Raw genomic sequence first — 19,289 nt, forward strand, 5'->3', positions numbered from 1 at the left:
CCCACAGTTCATGGAAAGGCTGAAATGGCCGACGAATCCGTCTTTGCGGACAAACTCCGGTCACACGTCCCGCACACGGCACGGATCTGGAATTACTGGCTGGGGGCAAGGACAACTACGCCGCGGACCGGGAGGTCGGCGATCGCGTCCGGGAGATCTTCCCCGTGGTGATCGAACTGGCTCAGGCCGACCGGCTGTTCCTGGGCCGGGCCGTGCGCTACCTGGCCGATGAGATGGGCATCCGGCAGTTCCTCGACATCGGTACGGGGCTGCCGACCGAGGACAATACCCACCAGGTCGCGCAGGGGGTGGCCCCCGAGTCGCGCATCGTCTACGTCGACAACGACCCGCTGGTGCTGGTGCACGCGCGAGCCCTGCTGACCAGTACCCCGGAGGGCGCCACCGACTACATCGAGGCCGACCTGCACGACCCGGACCACATCATCCGCGAGACGGCCAAGACGCTGGACTTCTCCCAGCCGGTGGCGATCATGTTGCTCGGCATCATGCACTTCATCAGCAACGACGACGATCTGCAGCGCATCATCGACCGGCTGCTGGCCGCCGTGCCACCCGGCAGCTACATAGCGGTGGCCAACACCACCACGGCGGTGAACGGCGAGGTCACCGCCGAAGCGGTACGCGTGTGGAATCTCGACGCCGAGCCGAAGCTGAAGCTACGCACCCCCGAGCGGATCGCCGAGTTCTTCGGCGGCCTCGAGGTGGTGGAGCCGGGCTGGGTCTCGTGCTCGCGCTGGCGCGCCGAGCCGGACGACGACGGCAATCTGCCCATCGAGGTCGACCAGTGGTGCGGGATCGTCCGCAAACACTGACCTCGTCGCGACGGCCCAGGCTCTGCACGACGCCGTCGAGGCTGACGTTCATGACGACACTGATCGAACGCATCGGAGCGCCCCGGCACGATCACCTCCTCCATGAGCGCCGGACGCCCGGATCGAGCAGGGCGCCTTCGGCCTGCCACCCGCTGAGCCAGGAAGCGTCAGCTCGCGCCGCCTCGGCCGGCGATCTCCTCCGCCGCCCAAGCACGGCTCCACCCTGGCCGATGATGTGATCAGCGCCGATGGCCTGCCCGCCCTGCACAGCTTCGCCCGCAGCCTGGAGCGCACGAACAGGGCGTCGTCGCCGGGCTGATCCCCTCTCTGCAGCGGCCTGAGTGGCGTGACGGCGGGCCGTCCTGACGCGATACTCCTCTGCGGAGACGATCGTCGTATCCAGAAGCGGAATCGCTCGTTTTCGAAAGCGAACGTCAGCGGTACGATGACGAATGAAACACATGGACGGAGAGGAGCTCTTACGTGCTGGCCGAGGAGCGACACGGGGCGATCTTGCGAGAGCTGAGCCGTAAGGGCTCGGTCAAGGTGGCGGATCTGGCCGCCGGCCTCGGTGTCTCGGCCGTCACCATCCGGCACGACGTGCGGGAGCTGGCCGGGCGCGGGCTGCTGGTCCGGGTGCACGGCGGCGCCGTGTCGATCCCGGACGCGCCACCGCGAGAGAGGGAGGAGCCGGCCGCCGGCGAGCAGGACAGGGAGCGCGCACGGTCCGAGCCGTACCTGCTCGGCATGCTCGTGCCGCAGACGGCGTACTACTTCCCGGCGGTGATCAGGGGCGCGCAGGAGGCCGCACGCGAGCTCGGCGTGCGCATCACCCTCGCGGTCTCCCGGTACGACCTGCAGGAGGACCGCCGCCAGGTGGCGCAGCTGCGGGCCTCCGGCGTGGACGGGCTGCTCCTGACGCCGAGCGACAACCCCACGCTCTCGCCGGCCACAGAGCAGTGGGTGAACGAGCTCGACATGCCCCTGGTCCTGGTCGAACGGCAGGCGGGCTGGTCGATCCAGAAGGCGGAGCAGGTGGCCACCGACCATGCGTACGGCGCCTATCTGGCCACGTGCCATCTCGCCAGGCTGGGACACCAGCAGGTGGCGCTGTTCGCCTGCGAGAGCAGGACCACCCCGTGGATACGCCAGGGGCACGAGCTCGCCCAGCGCTCACTCGGCCTGCGGGAGGGACCGGTGCGGATGTTCCCGCGCGCCGCCCCGGGCGCGCCGGCGGCGATGGATGAGCACGTCGACGATCTCCTGGGCATCTTCAGGGACGAGGGCGTGCGTGCCGCTCTCGTGCACAATGACATGGACGCTCTCTCCCTGGTCAGGCAGCTGCGCAGCCGTGGGGTCTCGATACCGGAGGATCTGGCGATCGTGACCTATGACGACGAGGTCGCCGCCCTCGCCGACATCCCCCTGACCGCTGTGTCGCCGCCCAAGAAGGAGGTGGGGGCCACGGCCGTGCGGATGCTCGTCGATCGGCTGAACGATCCGGACCGGCCGCTGCATACCCAGCTGCTGCGGCCGAGGCTTCGGATCCGGGCTTCGTGCGGCGCGTCTCCTGAGTGATCCATACTTTCGTTTACTTTCGTTTTTCCGTCCCGTAATACAACTGTAACTGATCATCGTTCTTGGGTGCATTGACAGGCTTCATTCGAAATCAAATGATTGCAGCCATCTTCACTCCCCTCCCCTGGACGGTGCACATGAAGCCTGGATGCCTGCGGATTTCGGCCCTCCTCGCGAGTGTTGTCGTGTCGCTGCCGACACTCGCCGCCTGCGGGGGCACGGACTCGGGTGCCTCCGGTGCGAAACCGGGGCCGGAGGTCATCACGTTCCGCTCCTTCGTCAAGGCCTCTGACGCCGTCACCGCCGCTTTCAACAAGACCCACAAGGACTTCCAGGTCAAGTGGGAGAACGTTCCGAGCGGCGGGGACTACTACACCAAGCTCGCCAGCTCGGTGAAGGCCGGCAACGTTCCCGACGTGGCCATCGTCGAGTACAACCAGCTGCCGGACGTGGTCAGCCAGGGTGAGCTGGAGGACCTCACCGAGACGGCGGGCCCGGTGGTCGCCAAGGACTTCCCCCCTCAGGTCCAGCAGCTGGTGAACCTCGGCGGCAAGACGTGGGGCATCCCCCGCGACGTCGCCCCCTTGGTGTTCTTCTACCGGAAGGACTTCTTCGACAAGCACAAGCTCAAACCGGCGAAGACCTGGGACGACTACACGAGGCTCCTCGAGGAGGTGAAGAAGGCCGATCCGAAGGCGCGCGGCGGGATCTTCGCGACCGCCGACGCCGGGGTGGTGGCCGCGCTCTCCTGGCAGGGCGGCGGACGGTGGTACGGCACCGAGGGCCAGTCGTGGAAGGTGGCCATCGACGACGAGCCGTCCAAGAAGGTAGCCGCGTACTGGAACGACCTGGTCCTGAAGAGCTTGGTCGGCACGTACAACTCGACGAGCGACGACGCGTTCTTCCAGGCGGTGCAGAAGGGGGAGGTCGTCTCCTACATCTGCGCCAACTGGTGCGCGGGCGCCCTCCAGTCCACCGTTCCCGACCAGAAGGGCAAGTGGGCCATCGCGGCGGTGCCGAGCCTGGACGGCCGACCGGCCTCCGCGATGCTCGGCGGCTCGGCCTTCACCGTCCCCAAGGGCGCCAAGCACCCGGAGCAGGCCTTCGAGTTCATCAAGTGGATCACCACGGATCCCGAGGGCATGAAGGCCTGGCTGTCCAGCGGCACCAGCAGCATGTTGCCCGCCGCGCCGGCCCTGCTGCCGGCCACCACAGCCTTCAAAACCGACTTCTACGGAGGCCAGGACATCTTCTCCGTCGTCTCCAAGGCGTACGAGTCGGTGCCGGCCGGCTGGACGTGGGGGCCGAGCGCCGGTGTGACGGGGACGACGATCTCCGACTCGCTGGGCAAGGTCGCCAGCGGGGAGACGAAGCTGGCCGACGTACTCACGAGTGCCCAGCAGGCCACCGTGGCCGACTTCAAGAACCGCGGCCTGAGCGTCGCCCAGTAGTGCCATCCAGGATCGGTGTCCGCCCAGAGAGGCGGACACCCCCCTTCGACCTGTGAAGGAGATGCCGTGGCGCCTCGCTTGACCCGGCGGCAAGGACGCACCGCCGCCCTGCTCATCGGCCCGTTCCTCCTGCTCTTCCTCACCTTCTCCATCGCACCGCTGGTGTACGCGACGTGGCTGAGCCTGTTCACCGAACGCAGCTCCGGCCTCGGTTTCGGGGGCGTCGAGACCTTCTTCGCCGGCCTCGGCAACTACGGCCGGGCACTCGGCGACGCGGCGTTCCGCGACAGTTTCCTGGTCATCGCGATGTACGTGCTGCTGTACATCCCGGTGATGATCGGGGGCGCGCTCGTGCTGGCGCTGCTGCTGGACTCGGCCATGGCACGGGCGAAGCGCTTCTTCCAGCTCGGCCTCTTCCTGCCGCACGCCGTACCTGGACTCATCGCCGCGATCATCTGGGTGTACCTGTACGCACCTGGGCTCAGCCCGGTGATCGACCTGCTCGAGTCGGCCGGCGTGAGGTGGAGCTTCCTGTCGGCCGACCACGCCCTGTTCTCGGTGGTCAACATCTCCACCTGGGAGTGGATCGGCTACAACATGGTCATCCTCTATGCCGCCCTGCAGGCCATCCCGAGGGACGTCCTGGAGGCGGGGACGGTCGATGGGGCGACCGGGCTGCGGATCGCCCTGCGGATCAAGATCCCGCTCATCCGCCCGGCGATCGCGCTCAACCTGCTCTTCACCGTCATCGGCGCGCTGCAGCTCTTCACCGAGCCGAAAGTCATCTACCGGGCGTCGACCGAGATCGGCAGCTCCTGGAGCCCGAGCATGTACGCGATGCGGGCCGCCTTCGACAACCACGACTACGGCCTGGCCGCGTCCGCCTCGATCCTGCTCGCCCTGCTCGGCGGGGTCCTGTCCTTCATCGTGACCCGATTCTCCGCGCGGAGGACGCAGCCATGACTCTCACCGCCACGCCCGCACCGGCGGTTCGCGCTTCCACACCGCACAGGAAGCGCCGTACCCGCCTCATGCCGCGCCTGCTCTCACGTACGGCCGTCAACGGCGTGCTCGCCCTCGCCATGCTCTACACGGTGATGCCGCTGCTGTGGCTGCTCATGGCGGCCACCAAGAACATGCGCGACCTGTTCGGCACCAACGGCTTCACCTTCGGCCGGACCTTCGACCTCGGGACCAACCTGGCGCACCTGTTCGCCGCGGACGACGGCATCTACCTTCGGTGGCTCGGCAACACCGCCCTCTACGCCGTGGGAGGCGCCTTCATCGCGACCTCGCTGTGCGTCGCGGCGGGATACGCCTTCGACAAGTTGTCGTTCCCGTTCAAGGAGAAGATCTTCGGGCTGATCCTCCTCGGCGTACTCGTGCCGGCCAGCGCGATGGCCCTGCCGATCTACCTGCTGGCGTCGAAGGTCGGCATCGTCAACACCTTCTGGGGCGTCTTCCTCCCGAGCCTGGTCTTCCCCTTCGGGGTCTACCTGGCCAGGGTGTTCAGCGCCGCCTACGTGCCGGCCGAGGTGATCGAGGCGACCCGCGTCGACGGCGCCGGTGACCTGCGGACCTTCTTCAGCATCGGCTTGCCGATGCTCCGCACGGCCTTCGTCACCATCTTCCTGTTCCAGTTCACCGGCATCTGGAACAGCTTCTTCCTGCCGCTCGTCATGCTGACCGATCAACATCTCTATCCGCTCAACCTGGGTCTGTACACCTGGCAGACCACGTCGCTGAACCAGGGCCACCCAGAGGACTACCTGCTCGCCATCACCGGCTCGCTGGTGGCCGTCGTGCCGCTGGTCATCGCCTTCGTGGTGCTGCAGCGTTACTGGAAGGCCGGCATGACCACGGGAGCCGTCAAGTGACCCTGCCCCGCGCGTTGCTCGCCATGGAGCCGCGATTCATGGACGGCCTGTTCGGGCCGGACGGGCTCGACCGGCTCACCCGCCTGGTGGACGTCGACCCCGGCCTGGTCGTCAACGACTTCACGGACGTGCCGGAGCTGGCCTCGGCCGAGATCCTGGTCACCTGCTGGGGTTGTCCGGCCATCGACGCGGCCGTCTTGCGACGGGCGCCCGATCTGCGCGCCGTCGTCCACGTGGCGGGCACGGTCAAGAGCCTGATCACGGACGCCTGCTGGGAACGCGGCATCGCAGTCTCGTCGGGGGCCGCCACCAACGCGGTCCCCGTGGCCGAGTACACCGTCGCCGCGATACTGTTCGCCGGCAAGCGCGTCCTCGGCATCAGGGACCTCTACCGGACCGAGCGCCGCGCCCTCGACTGGGCCGCGCACTTCCCTTCGCTGGGCAACTACCGCAAGACCGTCGGGATCATCGGGGCCTCTCACACCGGCCGCCGCGTGCTCGACCTGCTCCACTCTTTCGACCTCGACCTGCTGATCAGCGATCCCTACCTCGACGAGGCCGGAGCTGCCGCGCTCGGTGCCCCGCTGGTGGGCCTCGACGAGCTGCTGACCGCCGCCGACGTGATCTCCGTGCATGCCCCGGCGCTGCCCGAGACCCGTCACATGCTGGACGCCCGCCGCCTGGGGCTGCTCTCCGACGGCGCCACGCTCATCAACACCGCACGCGGCTCGCTGGTGGACATGGCGGCGCTCACCAAGGAGCTGGTCTCGGGCCGGATCGACGCCGTGCTCGACGTCACCGAGCCCGAGATCCTCCCGGCGGACTCCCTGCTCTACGACCTGCCGAACGTCCTCCTCACCCCGCACATCGCCGGCTCGGCAGGCGGCGAGCTACGCCGCCTGGCCCACTCGGCCCTGGACGAGCTGGACAGGTACAGCCGTGGCCTCCCGTTCGCACACCCCGTTCTTCCCGAGACGATCGGCCGCTCGGCATGATACGGACAAGCCCATGACGAATCCGCTCGCCGGCAACCCGCTGCGTACCCGTGCGGACCTGCAGGAAGCGGTGCGTGACCTGTGCACGCCTCTCGCCCCCGCGTTCAGCCCCGGCGGAGCCCGGGTACGGCTCGGCAGCACGGGAGCGAGCTTCGACGACACCGCCGCGGAGCTGGAGGGCTTCGCCCGTCCGCTCTGGGGCCTCGCGCCGTTGGCCGCGGGGGGAGGGCACTTCGACGGCTGGGAAACCTACCGCCGAGGGCTGGAGAGCGGCAGCGACCCCGGGGGGCCGGAGTTCTGGGGCGATCCGGTCGACCGCGATCAGCGTCTGGTCGAGATGGCGGCGATCGGCTTCGCCCTCGCCCTCGTCCCTGAGCAGGTGTGGGAGCCGCTCGCGCGGCCGGCGCGCGACAACCTGGTGCGCTGGCTCTCCCAGATCAACCAGCGGGGGACCCCGGACAACAACTGGCTGTTCTTCCGCGTGCTGGTGAACCTCGGCCTGGCCAGGATCGGCGCCGCGCACGACCCCACCGCGACCGGGGAGGCGCTGGACCGCCTGGAGAGCTTCTCCCTGGGGGACGGCTGGTACTCCGACGGCCCGACGACGCAGCGCGACTACTACATCCCGTTCGCGATGCACTTCTACGGCCTGATCTACGCCACGCTCGCCCCCGGCGACGTCGAGCGGGCGGCGCGGTTCCGGGAGCGGGCCGCGCTGTTCGCCCGGGACTTCGCGCACTGGTTCACGCGCGACGGCGCGGCCGTGCCGTACGGGCGGAGCCTCACCTATCGCTTCGCACAGGGCGCCTTCTGGGGCGCGCTCGCCTTCGCCGACGTGGAGGCGCTGCCCTGGGGCGTGCTCAAAGGGCTCGCGCTGCGCCACCTCCGCTGGTGGAGCCGCCGTCCGATCTTCCAGCCCGGCTCGACGCTCTCCATCGGGTACGGCTACCCCAACCTGATCATGGCGGAGGGCTACAACTCGCCCGGTTCGCCCTACTGGGCACTGAAGTTCTTCCTGCCGCTCGCGCTGCCCGGCGACCATGCCTTCTGGCAGGCCGAGGAGGCGGCCCTGCCCGAACTGCCGCAGGTCCACGCGATGCCCCAGGCCGGCATGGTGATCATCAGGGACCGCGGCGGCCGGCACGTGACCGCGCTGGCCGGCGGGACCCAGTGGGCGGAGTGGGGGCCGCGCCACGCGGCGGAGAAGTACGCCAAGTTCGCCTATTCCTCCGCGTTCGCCTTCAGCGTTCCCGCCGGGGGCCACGGCCTCGCGCAGGCGGCGGCCGACAACATGCTGGCCCTGTCGGACGACGGCGTGCACTACCGGGTGCGCGAGCGGTCGGTGGAGGCGGCGGCTGACGGTGATGCGCTGCGCTCCCTCTGGCGGCCCATGCCGGGCGTGGAGGTGGAGACCTGGTTGCTGCCGAGCCCGCCGTGGCATCTGCGCGTCCACCGCTTGCGCTGCGAGCGGCCGGTGGACAGCGCGGAGGGTGGCTTCGCCGTCGGCCGCGACGGCATCGAGCCGCTGGAAACCGCGGGCGCCGCCTGGGCGGTCGGTCCCTCTGGCGGCAGCGGCCTGCTCGATCTGCCGGGTGCGTCGTCTGATGCGCGTGACGGGCGGGTCATCCTTACCGAGCCCAACACCAATCTGATCAACCCGGGCACCGTCCTGCCCACCCTCGTCGCCCGCCACGATCCGGGAGAGCACTGGCTGGCGTGCGCCGTCCTGGCCGACCCCGACGGGGATGCCTGGCGATCCGCGTGGGCGCAGCCGCCCGTGCTCCCCGCATGGGTCGCCGAGCGTGCAACCGGGACGAGATGATGTCGATCAGTTACCGGTGCGAACAGGACTGCCGCGGACCTGCGCGGTGCCCGCGAATGTGGACCTCAAAGGCCGGGCAGCGCGTTCGTTCCTTCTTCCAGGCGCGTCGATGGAGCGGCGTGAGCGGCCAGAGAATCGGTTGAACCATCCGTCATCCCGGAACGTGTTGGGGGCGAACAGTCGCACGTGTCGTTGTTCATCGGCAGATGGGAATCAGCCAATGTCTCGTCGCGCAATCGCTCTGCTCTTAGGCGCCTCGCTCGCCGCCTCGGTTCTCACCGGGCCGGCCGCTGCCGCCACTGACACCACCCCGCCCAGCGTCCCCACCATCCTGTCGGTCTTCGAGTACCAGTTCCTCGAGCTGTCCTTCAGTTACTCGCTCTCGACGGACGATGTCACACCGAAGGCCGCGATCACGTACGAGCTCTATCTCGACGGCGCATTCGAGAGCGACATCAACCCGTTCATCCGCCCCCAATTCCCGAACAGCTCCGTGGCCTTCGCCTACGCCCACGCTCCCGGACCGGTCACCCTCACCATGCGGGCAGTGGACGCCGTGGGCAACAAGTCGGCGTTGAGCAACGCCATCACGGTCACCGCGATCGAATAGATCCGAAGGCCGGCATGATGGTCGTGCGCCAGGGGGCGTTGTGCGGGCACCCGTCACGTGCCTGAGGTCGGCATGCAGGACGACGCCGCGCTGGACCAGCAGGGCCACCCGCATCCGGCGGGATCACCACCGGGCAGATTCTCGATCTGCCCGGTCGGCTGGAGACCGGCCAGGCCGAGGGCGTCACCCCGCTGGCCCGCGCCCTGCACGCCCCGGTCTTCGACAGCCCCGCCACCGCAGAGCACCGCCGCGCCAGCATCACCCGCTACATCTTCGCGTTGCCTAGACCGCTCGAACTTCGGCGAGCCGCTTGACTGCGAACTCGTCGTCCCAGCAGACGGCGGCTTCCCATGCGGCCGACGCCTGCGCGGCGATGTCGTACGCGCCGTCGTCCAGCCCTGCGGCGTTGTCAGGCAGCACGAGGTCGAGGTCGGGGACGTCGACGTGCGACTCGTCCCAGTCGATCAGCGCGACCTGATTCGCGGTCATGCGGACGTTGCCAGGGTTGTTGGGGTCGCCGTGGACGACGCATGGCTGACGCCCGGTGAGCCGCGCCCACGCTGCCCGGCATCGAGCGACGCTCTCAGGGGGCATCGCGCCGAGGTCGATCCTCGTCCCGGTCTCGGCGTGCAGGAGGTCGGTCGACGATCGCCAACCCGGGCGCTGCGGCCAGCCCTGTGTCAGCCGATGCAGCTCGCGGAGCGTGCCGGCCACGCGACGCCAGTCGGCCTGCGTCTCGGGCGGTCCGCCATCCAGGTAGGTCATCACCACCAGACCCTCGGCGAACAGGCGGCCGTCCGTAGTCGGGATCGGCACCGGCACGGTCAGACCTTCACGGTCGAGGTATTGGAGGAGCTCGGTCTCCCACGCGAGATCAGCGTCGCTCCTGGTACCGAGACGACCGACCGCGAGGTGCCCGTTGACGCGCACGCTCCACACGTCGTTGGCGACTCCGCCGGCGAGCGGTTCGATGCGAGCGACGTCTTCGCCCCACTGCCCGAGTGTTTCCCACCCCACTGGCCACATGGTATGGGTCCCGAACATCTGAACGCACCATGCCTTATCTGCCCGTGAGCCGGGCCGCCTGGGGCGCACCTGGCGGCCTCAGATGCCCGGCAGACGATAGTACGTCTGGGCGTTGCGGCCGAAGACCTGTTCTGATTCCGCCGGGCTCAGCCCGCTCAGGACGGTGGAGACGGCATCCACGACGTCGCCGTAGGCCGATGCCGCGAGCAGGCAGACAGGCCAGTCGGAGCCGAACATGACGCGGTCGACGGTGAACAGGTCGACGACACGCTCGATGAAGGGCCGCAGGGTGTCCGCGGACCAGTTGGTCCAGTTCGCCTCGGTGACCATGCCGGAGAGCTTCACCCGCACATGGGGAAGCGCGGCGAGGTCGGCGATGGCCGCCGCCCAGGGTTCGTCCCAGCCGGCGACGATGCCGGGCTTGGCGATGTGGTCCAGCACGAAGCGAAGGTCGGGCAGGGCTACGACGGCGGCAGTGGCGGCAGGGAGTTCGCGGGTCCGCACAAGCAGGTCGTAGGCGAGTCCGCGGGCCGCCACCTGGCCAAGCCCGTGCCGGACGTCGGGACGTTCCAGCCACGCGGCGTCGTCCTCGTCATGGACCTGATGGCGGATGCCGACGAGGAGCGGCCCGTACTCGTCGAGCAGTTCGTCGAGGACCTCGCCGACAGCGGGCGTGGTGAGGTCCACCCATCCGACGACGCCGTGGACGAACCGGGTCTCACGGGCGATGTCGAGGAAGAGGCGCGTCTCGGCGAGGTCGGAGACGGTCTGGACGAGGACCGTGCCGTCGATGCCGTTGGCCGTGAGCTCGCCGGCGAGGTCGTCCGGCGTGTACGGGCGGCGCACCGGGTCCAACGCGGCGTCGTCCATCCATGGATAACGGAACCTGGCGGGGTCCCAGAAGTGCTGGTGCGCGTCGATGCGAACAGCGTGCCGGTCGTCCATCAAGGCGTGTCCCTCCGGATCGCGTCAGTGATCGCGTCAGTGGCCGGGCCCGGCCGTGACGCCGGAAGGGACGTGGGCGTCCTCGGGCAACAGGTCACTCGAGCGCAGGTCGTGCCACAGCGCAGCCGGGATGTCCACCTGGAGCAGGTCGAGGTCCATGTTCAGCTCGTCGGGTGACCGGGCTCCTATCAGAACGCTGGCGACCTGGGGATGGGCGAGGGGGAACTGTATGGCCGCCGCTGCCAATGGCACGTCGTAGCGGTCGCAGATGGCCTTGATCCGTCGGGCTCTCTCGACGATGACACCGGAAGCGGGAACGTAGTCGTAGCGCGCCTGCGGCGACGGATCCAGCAGGATGCCGCTGTTGAACACGCCGCCCACGACGACCTTCGTTCCTCGCCTGCGGCAGGCCGGCAGGAGGTCGGTCATGGCGCTCTGGTCGAGGAGGGTGTACCGCCCGGCGAGGAGGACGAGATCGAGGTCGCAGTTCTCCACGAGCCTGGTCAGCACCGGCGTGCGGTTCATGCCGGCGCCGATCGCCCGGACCGTTCCGGCTTCGCGCAGGTCTCGCAGGGCGGCGTAGGCGGTGGTACCGGCGTCCTCGTAGTGATGGTCCGGGTCGTGGAGATAGAGGATGTCGGCCCGGTCCAGGCCCAGCCGGTCGAGGCTCTCCTCCAGTGAGGTGCGGACACCGTCATAACTGAAGTCCCACACCGGGCCGGTCGCGGGTACCTCGGTGTAGAAGGGCTCTCCCTCGTAGTACTGGCTGTCGTCGCGGGGTGCGCCGGCGCGCAGGAGCCGGCCGACCTTGGACGAGATGACCAGGTCCGTACGTGGCTTGGCGTCCAGGGCCGCGGCGAGGCGCCGTTCGGCGAGGCCGTGCCCGTACAGCGGCGCGGTATCGAAATAGCGGATGCCTGCGTCGTATGCCCGGCGGATGGTTTCGACGGCCTGCTCCTCCGGGACGACACCGAGGAAGTTGGCCAGCGAGGCGGTACCGAGACCGACGCGCGGCAGGTCGAGTCCATGATCTCCGACCGGGACACGAGCATCGTCGATCGCTCCGGCGGGGCGGTGTGTCTTCGGCACGCTGGCTCCCCTTTCGTGTGTGCCTGCATTGATTCAGCCGGCGCCGCCCGGGCCTGGCAACGTCGAACAGCGGATGTCGGACTTTCGGATAAGGGATGTGCCGGGCGGCCCATCTCGCCACCGGTCAGCGAGCCGGAGCGATCCGGTACGGTCTCCCGGGCCGGACCTGGCATAGATGCACGTCATCTCGATACCGGACGCGCGTTCGCACGGGCTCGGCTGACCGGAAGGTGGCGTGGTCCAGGTGGCCGCCGGTCCAGGTGAGGTCGACTTCGAGGCCGCCGCGGGCCCGGAGCCCGCGTACCGATCCGCTGGGCCACGCGGATGGGAGCGCGGGCAGCAGTTCGATCTCCTCCCCGTCGGACTGGAGCAGCATCTCGGCGATGCCCGCCGTGCCGCCGGCGTTGCCGTCGAAGGAGTAGATGTTCTGGGCGGCGCCGGCGACGCCGCCGGCGGAGAAGGACAGCAGGTTCGCCTCGCTGGCGTCCGTGATGAGACTGCGGACGTGCCGATGGGCGGTGTCGCCGTCGAGCAGCCGGGCGAAGTAGACGGCGAGGTTGGCCTCGACCCACTCGGTCTGTTCCCATCCGGGCGCCGCCTCGCGGCGCTCGATGGTCACCCGGGCCGCGCGGGCGAGGCCGGGGGTGGTCCGCGGAGTGATCTGCCGCTCCGGGTAGAGCGCCATCAGGTGCGAGGTGTGCCGGTGGCTGGGCACCGCTTCGTCGAGATCGATCAGCCACTCCTGCAACTGGCCGTGGCGTCCGATCCGGAACGGCGGGAGTCGCCGGCGCGCCTCACGGATCCGTTCGCGGAGTGAGATGTCGAGGTCCAGCCTTTCCGAGGCTTCGACGTACATCCGGAAGATCGCGTCGACGAACACGCGGTCGCAGGTCGCCCCCATCGACACCGAGCATTCCTCTCCGGTGGGTGCGAGATACCAGTTCTCCGGCGAGTCGGACGGGCCGGTGACGAGCCAGCCGTGATCGGGCTCGGGGACGAGGTAGTCGAGGAAGAACTCGGCGGCCTCCTTGATCACTGGATAGGCGCGGTCACGGAGGAATCGCTCGTTCCGGCCGTACTCCCACCGCTCCCAGTGCTGCATGGCGATCCAGGCTCCGCCGGTGACGTTCAGCCCCCAGCCCATGCCCCATCCGGGTGCGGTGTAGCCCCAGGCGTTGGTGATCGTGTGGGCGACCCATCCACGTGCGCCATAGAGCCGGCGGGCGGTGTCGCGGCCGTGCAGCCGGAGGTTCTCGACGAGGCGGAGCAGGGGTTCCTGGCATTCGCCGATGCCGGTCGCCTCGGCGGCCCAGTAGTTCTGCTGGGTGTTCATGTCGAGGTGGAAGTCGTTCGTCCACGACGCGCTGCTGGCCAGGCCATCGTTCCAGAGTCCCTGCAGCGCCAGGGGCAGCGGCGAGTCGTGCCGCGATCCGGCGATGGTGAGGTACCTGCCGTACTGGAAGTAGAGGGCGATCAGCTCCGGATCCTCTTCGCCGGCGGACAGCCGGTCGCGACGCTCGCCGGTCGGCAGCTCCCGGAGGTCTGGGCCGGTGCTGCCGAGGTCGATCGATACCCGCCGCATCAGCTCGGAGACGTCCGCGAGGTGGGCGCCCCGGAGCTCCGGCCAGCTCCGCGACGCGGCCGCGTCCAGCGGGTGGAGGGCGTCCTCGTCCGGCCGTCCGTGCTGCCAGGTCGTCCCGATCGCGACCAGGACGGTCGCCGAGTCGGCGCCGTCGAGCAGGAGCCGCCCGTCCGTGGCGGTCTTTGTCCCGCCGTCATGCAGGAGCCTGATCCGGATGGTGAGGTCGACGCCGTCGCGGCCGTTGCTGTGCAGCGTCTCGACCGCTCGCCCGGACAGCGCGAGATCCTCGTTCTCGATCCTCGTCGTCAGCGGGAAGACACTCTCTCCCACGGACACCTGGAGGCTGACGGCGCCCGGGGCGGTGGCCTCGAGACGGTAGGCGATCAGCCGGGCGGGATGCGACGCGAACGCCTCGGTCGTGTACCGGATGCCGCGGCGGGTGAAGGCCGACCGGACGACGCCTTCGGTGAGATTCAGGCCGCGGCGATAGTCCTGGACCGGGCCGCCGTCGTCGTGCTCGATCACGACCTCCGGCAGCGGGAGATTGGTGCCGAACGATGTGGGGCGGCCCAGCAGGTGTTCGGCCGTCAACCGCTGCGCCTGGGCGGGCTCGCCGGCGAACAGGAGCGCCCGGATGCGATCGAGCTGATCGAGCCCGGTCGGGCTGACATCGTTGCCGGACGGCGCTCCGGACCAGGCGGTCGACTCGGACAGCTGGATCCGTTCGGCGTCGGTGCCGCCGTAGACCATCCCGCCCAGGCGGCCGTTGCCGATGGGGAGGGCCTCGAACCAGCGCGTCGCGGGCTCGCGGTACCACAGCTCGCCGGCCTCGGCCGGTGCCGGCGAGCTGTCGTCACCCAGGTGGTCGGTGCCGGCCAGAGGCATGGTCGCTCACTTTCTCGGGTCGTGTCGGTCTAGGCGGCGTGAAGCTGCAGGATGATCGCCTGCTGGGGCTGCAGCGTGGGCATCGGCAGTCCGAGCCGCGCCAGGACGTGCCCGCTCAGGGTCACGGCGCCCTTCTCGGTTGCGGCCAGCCATTCCGGGGCGTGCTCGTGCAACACCGGCGCACCGATTTCGGTGCGCAGCCGCAGCCGGTAGCTGCGCCTGGGATCGAGTCCGGGCAACGGCACCCGGCCGGCCTGGATCGCCGTCGAGGTGCCGAGCCGGGCCCAGCTGAACACGGCCTCGCTCCTGTCCTGGCTGACGACACCGTGCAGCAGGGTCTGCTCGTCGGCGACGTCGGCTCGGACGACGCGTCCGTTGTGCAGCAGCGGTCGCAGCTCCTTGTAGAGCTTCCCCCATGCCCGGATCGTCCCGAGCTCTTCGTCGCTGCACGCGGTCAGGTCCTGCTCGATGCCCGCGTGCCCGAACAAGGCCGTAGCGAGGCGGAACGACAGCGAGGTGACGCGCTTCGTCGTGTGGGCCTCGGCGGCTCCGAGGTGGGTTCCGATGAGTTCGGGCGGGATCAGCTGCCCGGTCCAGCGCTGGATCTGCTGTCTCTCGACCGGATCGTTGCAGTCGGATGGCCAGACGCGATCGGTGTGCTGCAGGATACCCAGATCGACCCGGCCGCCACCGCTTGCGCACGACTCGATCTCCAGGCTGCGGTGCTTGGTACGGAGTGCGTCGAGGAGCCGGTAGAGCGCCTCGGTCTGCGCCCGGACGCCGGCTCGCCCACCGGCGTCTCGGCGGCTGGCCTCGTGCAGTTCGCGGTTGTGATCCCACTTGATGTAGTCGATCGCGTATTCGCACATGAGCGCGTCGATGCGGTCGAACAGGAACTGCCACGCGTCCTCGTCCGCGATGTTGAGGACATGCTGGTGCCGGACGGCAGGGCCGGCGCCGGAGGCCGGTGCGAGCACCCAGCCCGGATGCTCCTGGGCGAGGCGCGAGCTGAGGTTGATCATCTCGGGTTCGAACCAGAGGCCGAACTGCATGCCGTGGGAACGGACTCGCTCGACGAACGGCGCCAGCCCCTGCGGCCAGACGTCGGGATCGACGAACCAGTCGCCCAGGCCCGTCCGATCGTTTCGGCGCCCGAGGAACCAGCCGTCGTCGAGGACGATGCGTTCCACGCCGACCGTCGCGGCGCGGTCGACGAGGTCGACGAGGGTGTCGAGGTCGTGGTTGAAGTACACGGCCTCCCAGGTGTTGAGCATCAGCGGTCGTGGGCCGGCCGGGTGCTGCGGCCGGGACCGGAGCATGTCGTGGAAACGTCCGGCTATGCCGTCCATCCCCTGGTCGGACCAGGCGAAGTAGAGCGTCGGGGTGCGGTAGGAGTCGCCCGCGCCAAGTGCGACCTCCCCGGGCAGCAGGAGCTCCCCGCCGCCGAGGACGGCCCGATGCGCACCCGCTCCCTCCGGCAGCTGCTCGACGTAATAGCGCTGGTTCCCGCTCCAGCCGACGTGCAGCGCCCACACCTCCCCCGTGCGGAAACCGAAGGCCCTCGTCCCGGCCAGCAGCAGGTACGGGGAGTCCAGGGACGGCCGCCCGCGGCGGCTCTCGCGCAGGTGGGACCCGAACGCGATGTCGGCACGCTGCGGACTGCGTTCCCGAGACCACTTGCCGGTGAAGTCCACGAGCTCCACGGCGCGTTCGGGCAGCGGGAGAATGATCGTGAGCGCCGAGAGATCGAAGACGTCGGCAGATCGCTGATCATCGCCGTCCATCCGCCTGACATCAGCGCCGGCTGCGACGACACCGTGCTCGTCGAGCGCGTACCGCAGGTGGACGGTGAGGCCGAAATCGCCGGACCGCAGTGCGATCACGAGAGCCGAGCCGGCCTCCTCAACGGTGTGGCCGACGAGATCGAAGCGCGGATAGGGCATGCCGGTCGAGCGGAGCCGTCCTTCGATACCCGGGGTGCCCGACCAGGCGTCCGCTTCCGTCGGGAGAACGCTCAGCCGGCGTGGCATGTCGGTCGAGTTGTGGGTGACGCCGGGCACGGCGGTCGCGCGGATCGTGTCGAGCTCGGCGGGGGACAGCTCGCCGAGGTCCGCGCCCCAGTGCAGCACTCGCGGCACCGGGGCGGCGACCTCCACGATGAAGCTGGTTGAGCCGCCACGCAGGTGAACGATGGGCGCCGGCTGTTCTGTCGTAGACATGCTTCCTTCGTGTGATCGTGGGATGGGCGCGTTCGGCCGCAGCCGATTCGGGCCGACCCGGTATCAATCGGAGATGATCTGCGCGGTCTGCTTCTGAAGGGCCGGCCACACCTCGTCGTTCACCTGGTGCAGGAAGAACGCCTCGAACTGTGGCCTGATCTTCGACTCCATCGCCGCGCCGTTGTTGTAGGCCGGCGCCGGGAAGAGCTCACCGTCGGCCTGGTACTCGCCGAACACGGACAGGTCGAGGCCGTCCTTGGCCGAGGAGTCGACGAGCGCCTGCATGGAGGCGGCGATGGACGGGAAGAGCGAGCCGTTGAAGGTGGCGGCCGCCGTTTGGCACTCTTCCGAGCCCATGTAGGAGACCCATTTCCAGGTCTGCTCGGGGTGGGCGGTGCCGGACCAGATGTTGTTGCCGTTCATGTTGCTGATGACAGAACGAGTGCCGTCGGGCGACTTCACCACCGGGGCGACGCCGAGCTTGAGGCCGGGCAGCTTCGCCAGCGCGGCTGCGTCCCATGAGCCGGCGGCCACCATCGCCACCGAGCCCGAGCCGATCTGGTCCGCATTGCCGGTGGTGAACTGGCCGAGCTCGGGCGCGTAACCGTCGTCGGACAGCTTGCGCATGAAGTCCATCGTGTCGATGAAGCGTTTGTCGCCGTAGTTGAACTGGCCGGGCCAGTTGGGCTTGTCGGTGAGCTGGAAGCCGGTGGTGGCGGCGAACGGGCCCCACGTCGTCTGGCCGAGGTTGTCGTCCGAGGCCACGGTTCCGATCCCGTACACGGCGACGTTCTCCTTGTCGAAGCCAGGCTCGTTGCCGCGGACGCCCTTCTTGTCGACGGTGAGCCGCTTGACCACGGACAGGAAACTGCCGCCGTCCGCTGGATTCCAGGTGAGGTTCTGCAGGTCCTTGTCCGTCAATCCGGCCTTGGTCATGAGGGCCTTGTTGTAGTAAAGGGCGCCGGCCGCCCAGTCCAGTGGGAGGGCGTACTGCTTGCCATCAGTGAACTTCCACACATCGACCCCTTTGGCGAACACACCGAGGTCGTATTTCGACTGCTTGATGAGGTCGTCAATGGCGAGGAGCTGGCCCTGCCTCGCGTAGGACTGGAAGAAGGTCACACTGTTCTGGAACGCGTCAGGCGCGTCGCGGGCGACGAAACCACTCGTGAGCTTGGTGAAGTAGTCGCTCACGTTGTACTGGGAGATCTTGACCTTGATGCCCGGGTTGGCCTTCTCGAACGCGGGGATGCATGTGCTGTAAGCGGCGGTCTGATCGGGCGACCAGGTCCACCAGTTGACGGTGGTGCTGCCGCCTTCGGCACTTCCGCCGCAGGCGGCGAGGGCGAGCAGGGCGGTGACGCCGGCCGCTGCGGCGGCGATCTTTCCGGTTCTCATGAGATGCCTCTCTGTTAGCTGCCCCGCAGGGTCACTTGATCCCGCTGAAGCCGATGGAGTTCACGATTCGCTTTCCGAAGATCACGAACAGCAGCAACATCGGCACCGCGGCCACAAGCGTGGCGGCCATCAGGCCGGCGAAGTCGGGCTGCGTCTGCGGTGATGCCTGCTGGAATACGCCAAGCGCCAGTGTGAGTGGCCTGACCTGCGGATCGTTGGCGACCAGCAGCGGCCAGAAGTAGTCGTTCCAGGTCCCGATGAACGTCAGGACAGACAGGGTGGTGAGCGGACCGGACATCATCGGGAAGGTGATCCGGAACATGAGCTTCACCGGTCCGGCGCCGTCGATCAGCGCGGCCTCCTCGACCTCCCTGCTGAGCCCGAGCATGAACTGCCGGAGGAAGAAGATGTTGAAGGCGGAGAAGAGCGCGCCGGGCAGCATGAGGCCGGCGAAAGTGTTGACCAGCCCGAGGTCGTTGATCAGCACGAAGTTGGGCAGCAGCATCAAGATGCCCGGCACCATCAGGCCGGCCAGCAGGATGGAGAACACCAGGTTCCGCCCAGGCCACTGGAGCCGCGCGAACGCATAGGCGGCGAACGCCGAGCATGTGACGACGAGGAACGTGAGCAGCCCCGCGTAGATCACGGAGTTCCGTACGAAGAGCGGTATGTCCAGCGACGCGCCGGATCCACCCTGCGCGAGCGCCTCGGCCTGGCTGGTCAGGCCGAAGACCCGCTCGAAGGCGCCCAGCGAGAATCCGACAGGGAGCATCGACGCCGGGTCGGTGCTGAGCGCGAAGTTGTTGGAGAGTGCGGTGCGCAGAATCCAGTAGAACGGGAAGATCGTGACCAGCAGAAAGCCTGCGATGTACGCCCAGGCAACCGCCCGGCCGATCGAGAGCCGCCTTCTGCGGCCAGGCGGCGTCGCCGTGTGCGTGGCGGCCCGGCCCTCGGGAGCGATCATGGCAGTCGTGGTCAT

At 68.7% G+C, this 19,289-nt stretch carries 14 protein-coding genes and 1 pseudogene; 8 read left to right on the forward strand and 7 right to left on the reverse strand.

All coding sequences use genetic code 11. The annotated features are described in order from the left end of the window. Positions 1 to 24 precede the first annotated feature (24 nt). From ABEA43_RS49010 to ABEA43_RS49045, 8 genes and pseudogenes are all read left to right on the forward strand, one after another. Positions 25 to 833: pseudogene (locus ABEA43_RS49010) on the forward strand (SAM-dependent methyltransferase). Positions 834 to 1,316: 483 nt separating this feature from the next. After that, a complete protein-coding gene (locus ABEA43_RS49015) occupies positions 1,317 to 2,411 on the forward strand; it encodes a substrate-binding domain-containing protein (RefSeq protein WP_345572979.1) in 1,095 nt (364 codons plus the stop codon). 185 nt (positions 2,412 to 2,596) lie between these two features. Then, positions 2,597 to 3,862 (forward strand): ABC transporter substrate-binding protein, encoded by a 1,266-nt coding sequence (locus ABEA43_RS49020; RefSeq protein WP_345572980.1) that lies wholly within the window; start codon positions 2,597 to 2,599, stop codon positions 3,860 to 3,862. A 66-nt stretch (positions 3,863 to 3,928) separates the two neighbouring features. Then, a complete protein-coding gene (locus ABEA43_RS49025) occupies positions 3,929 to 4,825 on the forward strand; it encodes a carbohydrate ABC transporter permease (RefSeq protein ID WP_345572981.1) in 897 nt (298 codons plus the stop codon). Further along, on the forward strand, positions 4,822 to 5,739 hold the full coding sequence (locus tag ABEA43_RS49030; RefSeq protein WP_345572982.1) for a carbohydrate ABC transporter permease: 918 nt from the start codon (positions 4,822 to 4,824) through the stop codon (positions 5,737 to 5,739). Before ABEA43_RS49025 ends, ABEA43_RS49030 begins: the two co-directional genes overlap by 4 nt. Continuing rightward, a complete protein-coding gene (locus ABEA43_RS49035; protein WP_345572983.1) occupies positions 5,736 to 6,734 on the forward strand; it encodes a hydroxyacid dehydrogenase in 999 nt (332 codons plus the stop codon). The genes ABEA43_RS49030 and ABEA43_RS49035 overlap by 4 nt, the downstream gene beginning before the upstream one ends. A gap of 13 nt (positions 6,735 to 6,747) precedes the next feature. Further along, positions 6,748 to 8,556: a DUF2264 domain-containing protein gene (locus tag ABEA43_RS49040; protein ID WP_345572984.1), complete on the forward strand. Its 1,809-nt coding sequence runs from the start codon at positions 6,748 to 6,750 to the stop codon at positions 8,554 to 8,556. A gap of 220 nt (positions 8,557 to 8,776) precedes the next feature. After that, positions 8,777 to 9,166, forward strand: coding sequence for a hypothetical protein (locus ABEA43_RS49045; protein WP_345572985.1), 390 nt, complete (start codon positions 8,777 to 8,779; stop codon positions 9,164 to 9,166). A 282-nt stretch (positions 9,167 to 9,448) separates the two neighbouring features. On the opposite strand, the gene ABEA43_RS49050 is transcribed toward ABEA43_RS49045, so the two are convergent. From ABEA43_RS49050 to ABEA43_RS49080, 7 genes are all read right to left on the reverse strand, one after another. Further along, positions 9,449 to 10,183 carry a phosphotransferase enzyme family protein gene (locus ABEA43_RS49050; RefSeq protein WP_345572986.1) on the reverse strand — a complete coding sequence of 245 codons (735 nt, stop codon included), beginning with the start codon at positions 10,181 to 10,183 and terminating at the stop codon, positions 9,449 to 9,451. Positions 10,184 to 10,270: 87 nt separating this feature from the next. Next, positions 10,271 to 11,137, reverse strand: coding sequence for an amidohydrolase family protein (locus tag ABEA43_RS49055; protein ID WP_345572987.1), 867 nt, complete (start codon positions 11,135 to 11,137; stop codon positions 10,271 to 10,273). Positions 11,138 to 11,173: 36 nt separating this feature from the next. Further along, positions 11,174 to 12,226, reverse strand: coding sequence for an aldo/keto reductase (locus ABEA43_RS49060; RefSeq protein WP_345572988.1), 1,053 nt, complete (start codon positions 12,224 to 12,226; stop codon positions 11,174 to 11,176). Positions 12,227 to 12,350: 124 nt separating this feature from the next. Further along, positions 12,351 to 14,693 (reverse strand): glycoside hydrolase family 95 protein, encoded by a 2,343-nt coding sequence (locus ABEA43_RS49065; protein ID WP_345572989.1) that lies wholly within the window; start codon positions 14,691 to 14,693, stop codon positions 12,351 to 12,353. Between the two features lie 29 nt (positions 14,694 to 14,722). Then, the gene (locus tag ABEA43_RS49070) at positions 14,723 to 16,912 is read right to left on the reverse strand and encodes an alpha-galactosidase (protein WP_345572990.1); all 2,190 of its coding nucleotides are present in this window, start codon (positions 16,910 to 16,912) and stop codon (positions 14,723 to 14,725) included. 63 nt (positions 16,913 to 16,975) lie between these two features. Then, positions 16,976 to 18,310, reverse strand: coding sequence for an ABC transporter substrate-binding protein (locus ABEA43_RS49075; protein WP_345572991.1), 1,335 nt, complete (start codon positions 18,308 to 18,310; stop codon positions 16,976 to 16,978). A gap of 31 nt (positions 18,311 to 18,341) precedes the next feature. Beyond that, positions 18,342 to 19,289: a carbohydrate ABC transporter permease gene (locus tag ABEA43_RS49080; protein WP_345572992.1), complete on the reverse strand. Its 948-nt coding sequence runs from the start codon at positions 19,287 to 19,289 to the stop codon at positions 18,342 to 18,344.

The organism is Nonomuraea rosea, assembly GCF_039539705.1.
Classification (GTDB): Bacteria; Actinomycetota; Actinomycetes; order Streptosporangiales; family Streptosporangiaceae; genus Nonomuraea; species Nonomuraea rosea.

Bases quoted from the DNA above. Each gene is read 5' to 3' on its own strand.
- ABEA43_RS49030 (WP_345572982.1), top strand. From the start codon at position 4,822: ATGACTCTCACCGCCACGCCCGCACCGGCGGTTCGCGCTTCCACACCG.
- ABEA43_RS49040 (WP_345572984.1), top strand. From the start codon at position 6,748: ATGACGAATCCGCTCGCCGGCAACCCGCTGCGTACCCGTGCGGACCTG.
- ABEA43_RS49045 (WP_345572985.1), top strand. From the start codon at position 8,777: ATGTCTCGTCGCGCAATCGCTCTGCTCTTAGGCGCCTCGCTCGCCGCC.
- ABEA43_RS49055 (WP_345572987.1), bottom strand. From the start codon at position 11,137: ATGGACGACCGGCACGCTGTTCGCATCGACGCGCACCAGCACTTCTGG.
- ABEA43_RS49065 (WP_345572989.1), bottom strand. From the start codon at position 14,693: ATGCCTCTGGCCGGCACCGACCACCTGGGTGACGACAGCTCGCCGGCA.
- ABEA43_RS49070 (WP_345572990.1), bottom strand. From the start codon at position 16,912: ATGTCTACGACAGAACAGCCGGCGCCCATCGTTCACCTGCGTGGCGGC.
- ABEA43_RS49075 (WP_345572991.1), bottom strand. From the start codon at position 18,310: ATGAGAACCGGAAAGATCGCCGCCGCAGCGGCCGGCGTCACCGCCCTG.
- ABEA43_RS49080 (WP_345572992.1), bottom strand. From the start codon at position 19,289: ATGACCACGACTGCCATGATCGCTCCCGAGGGCCGGGCCGCCACGCAC.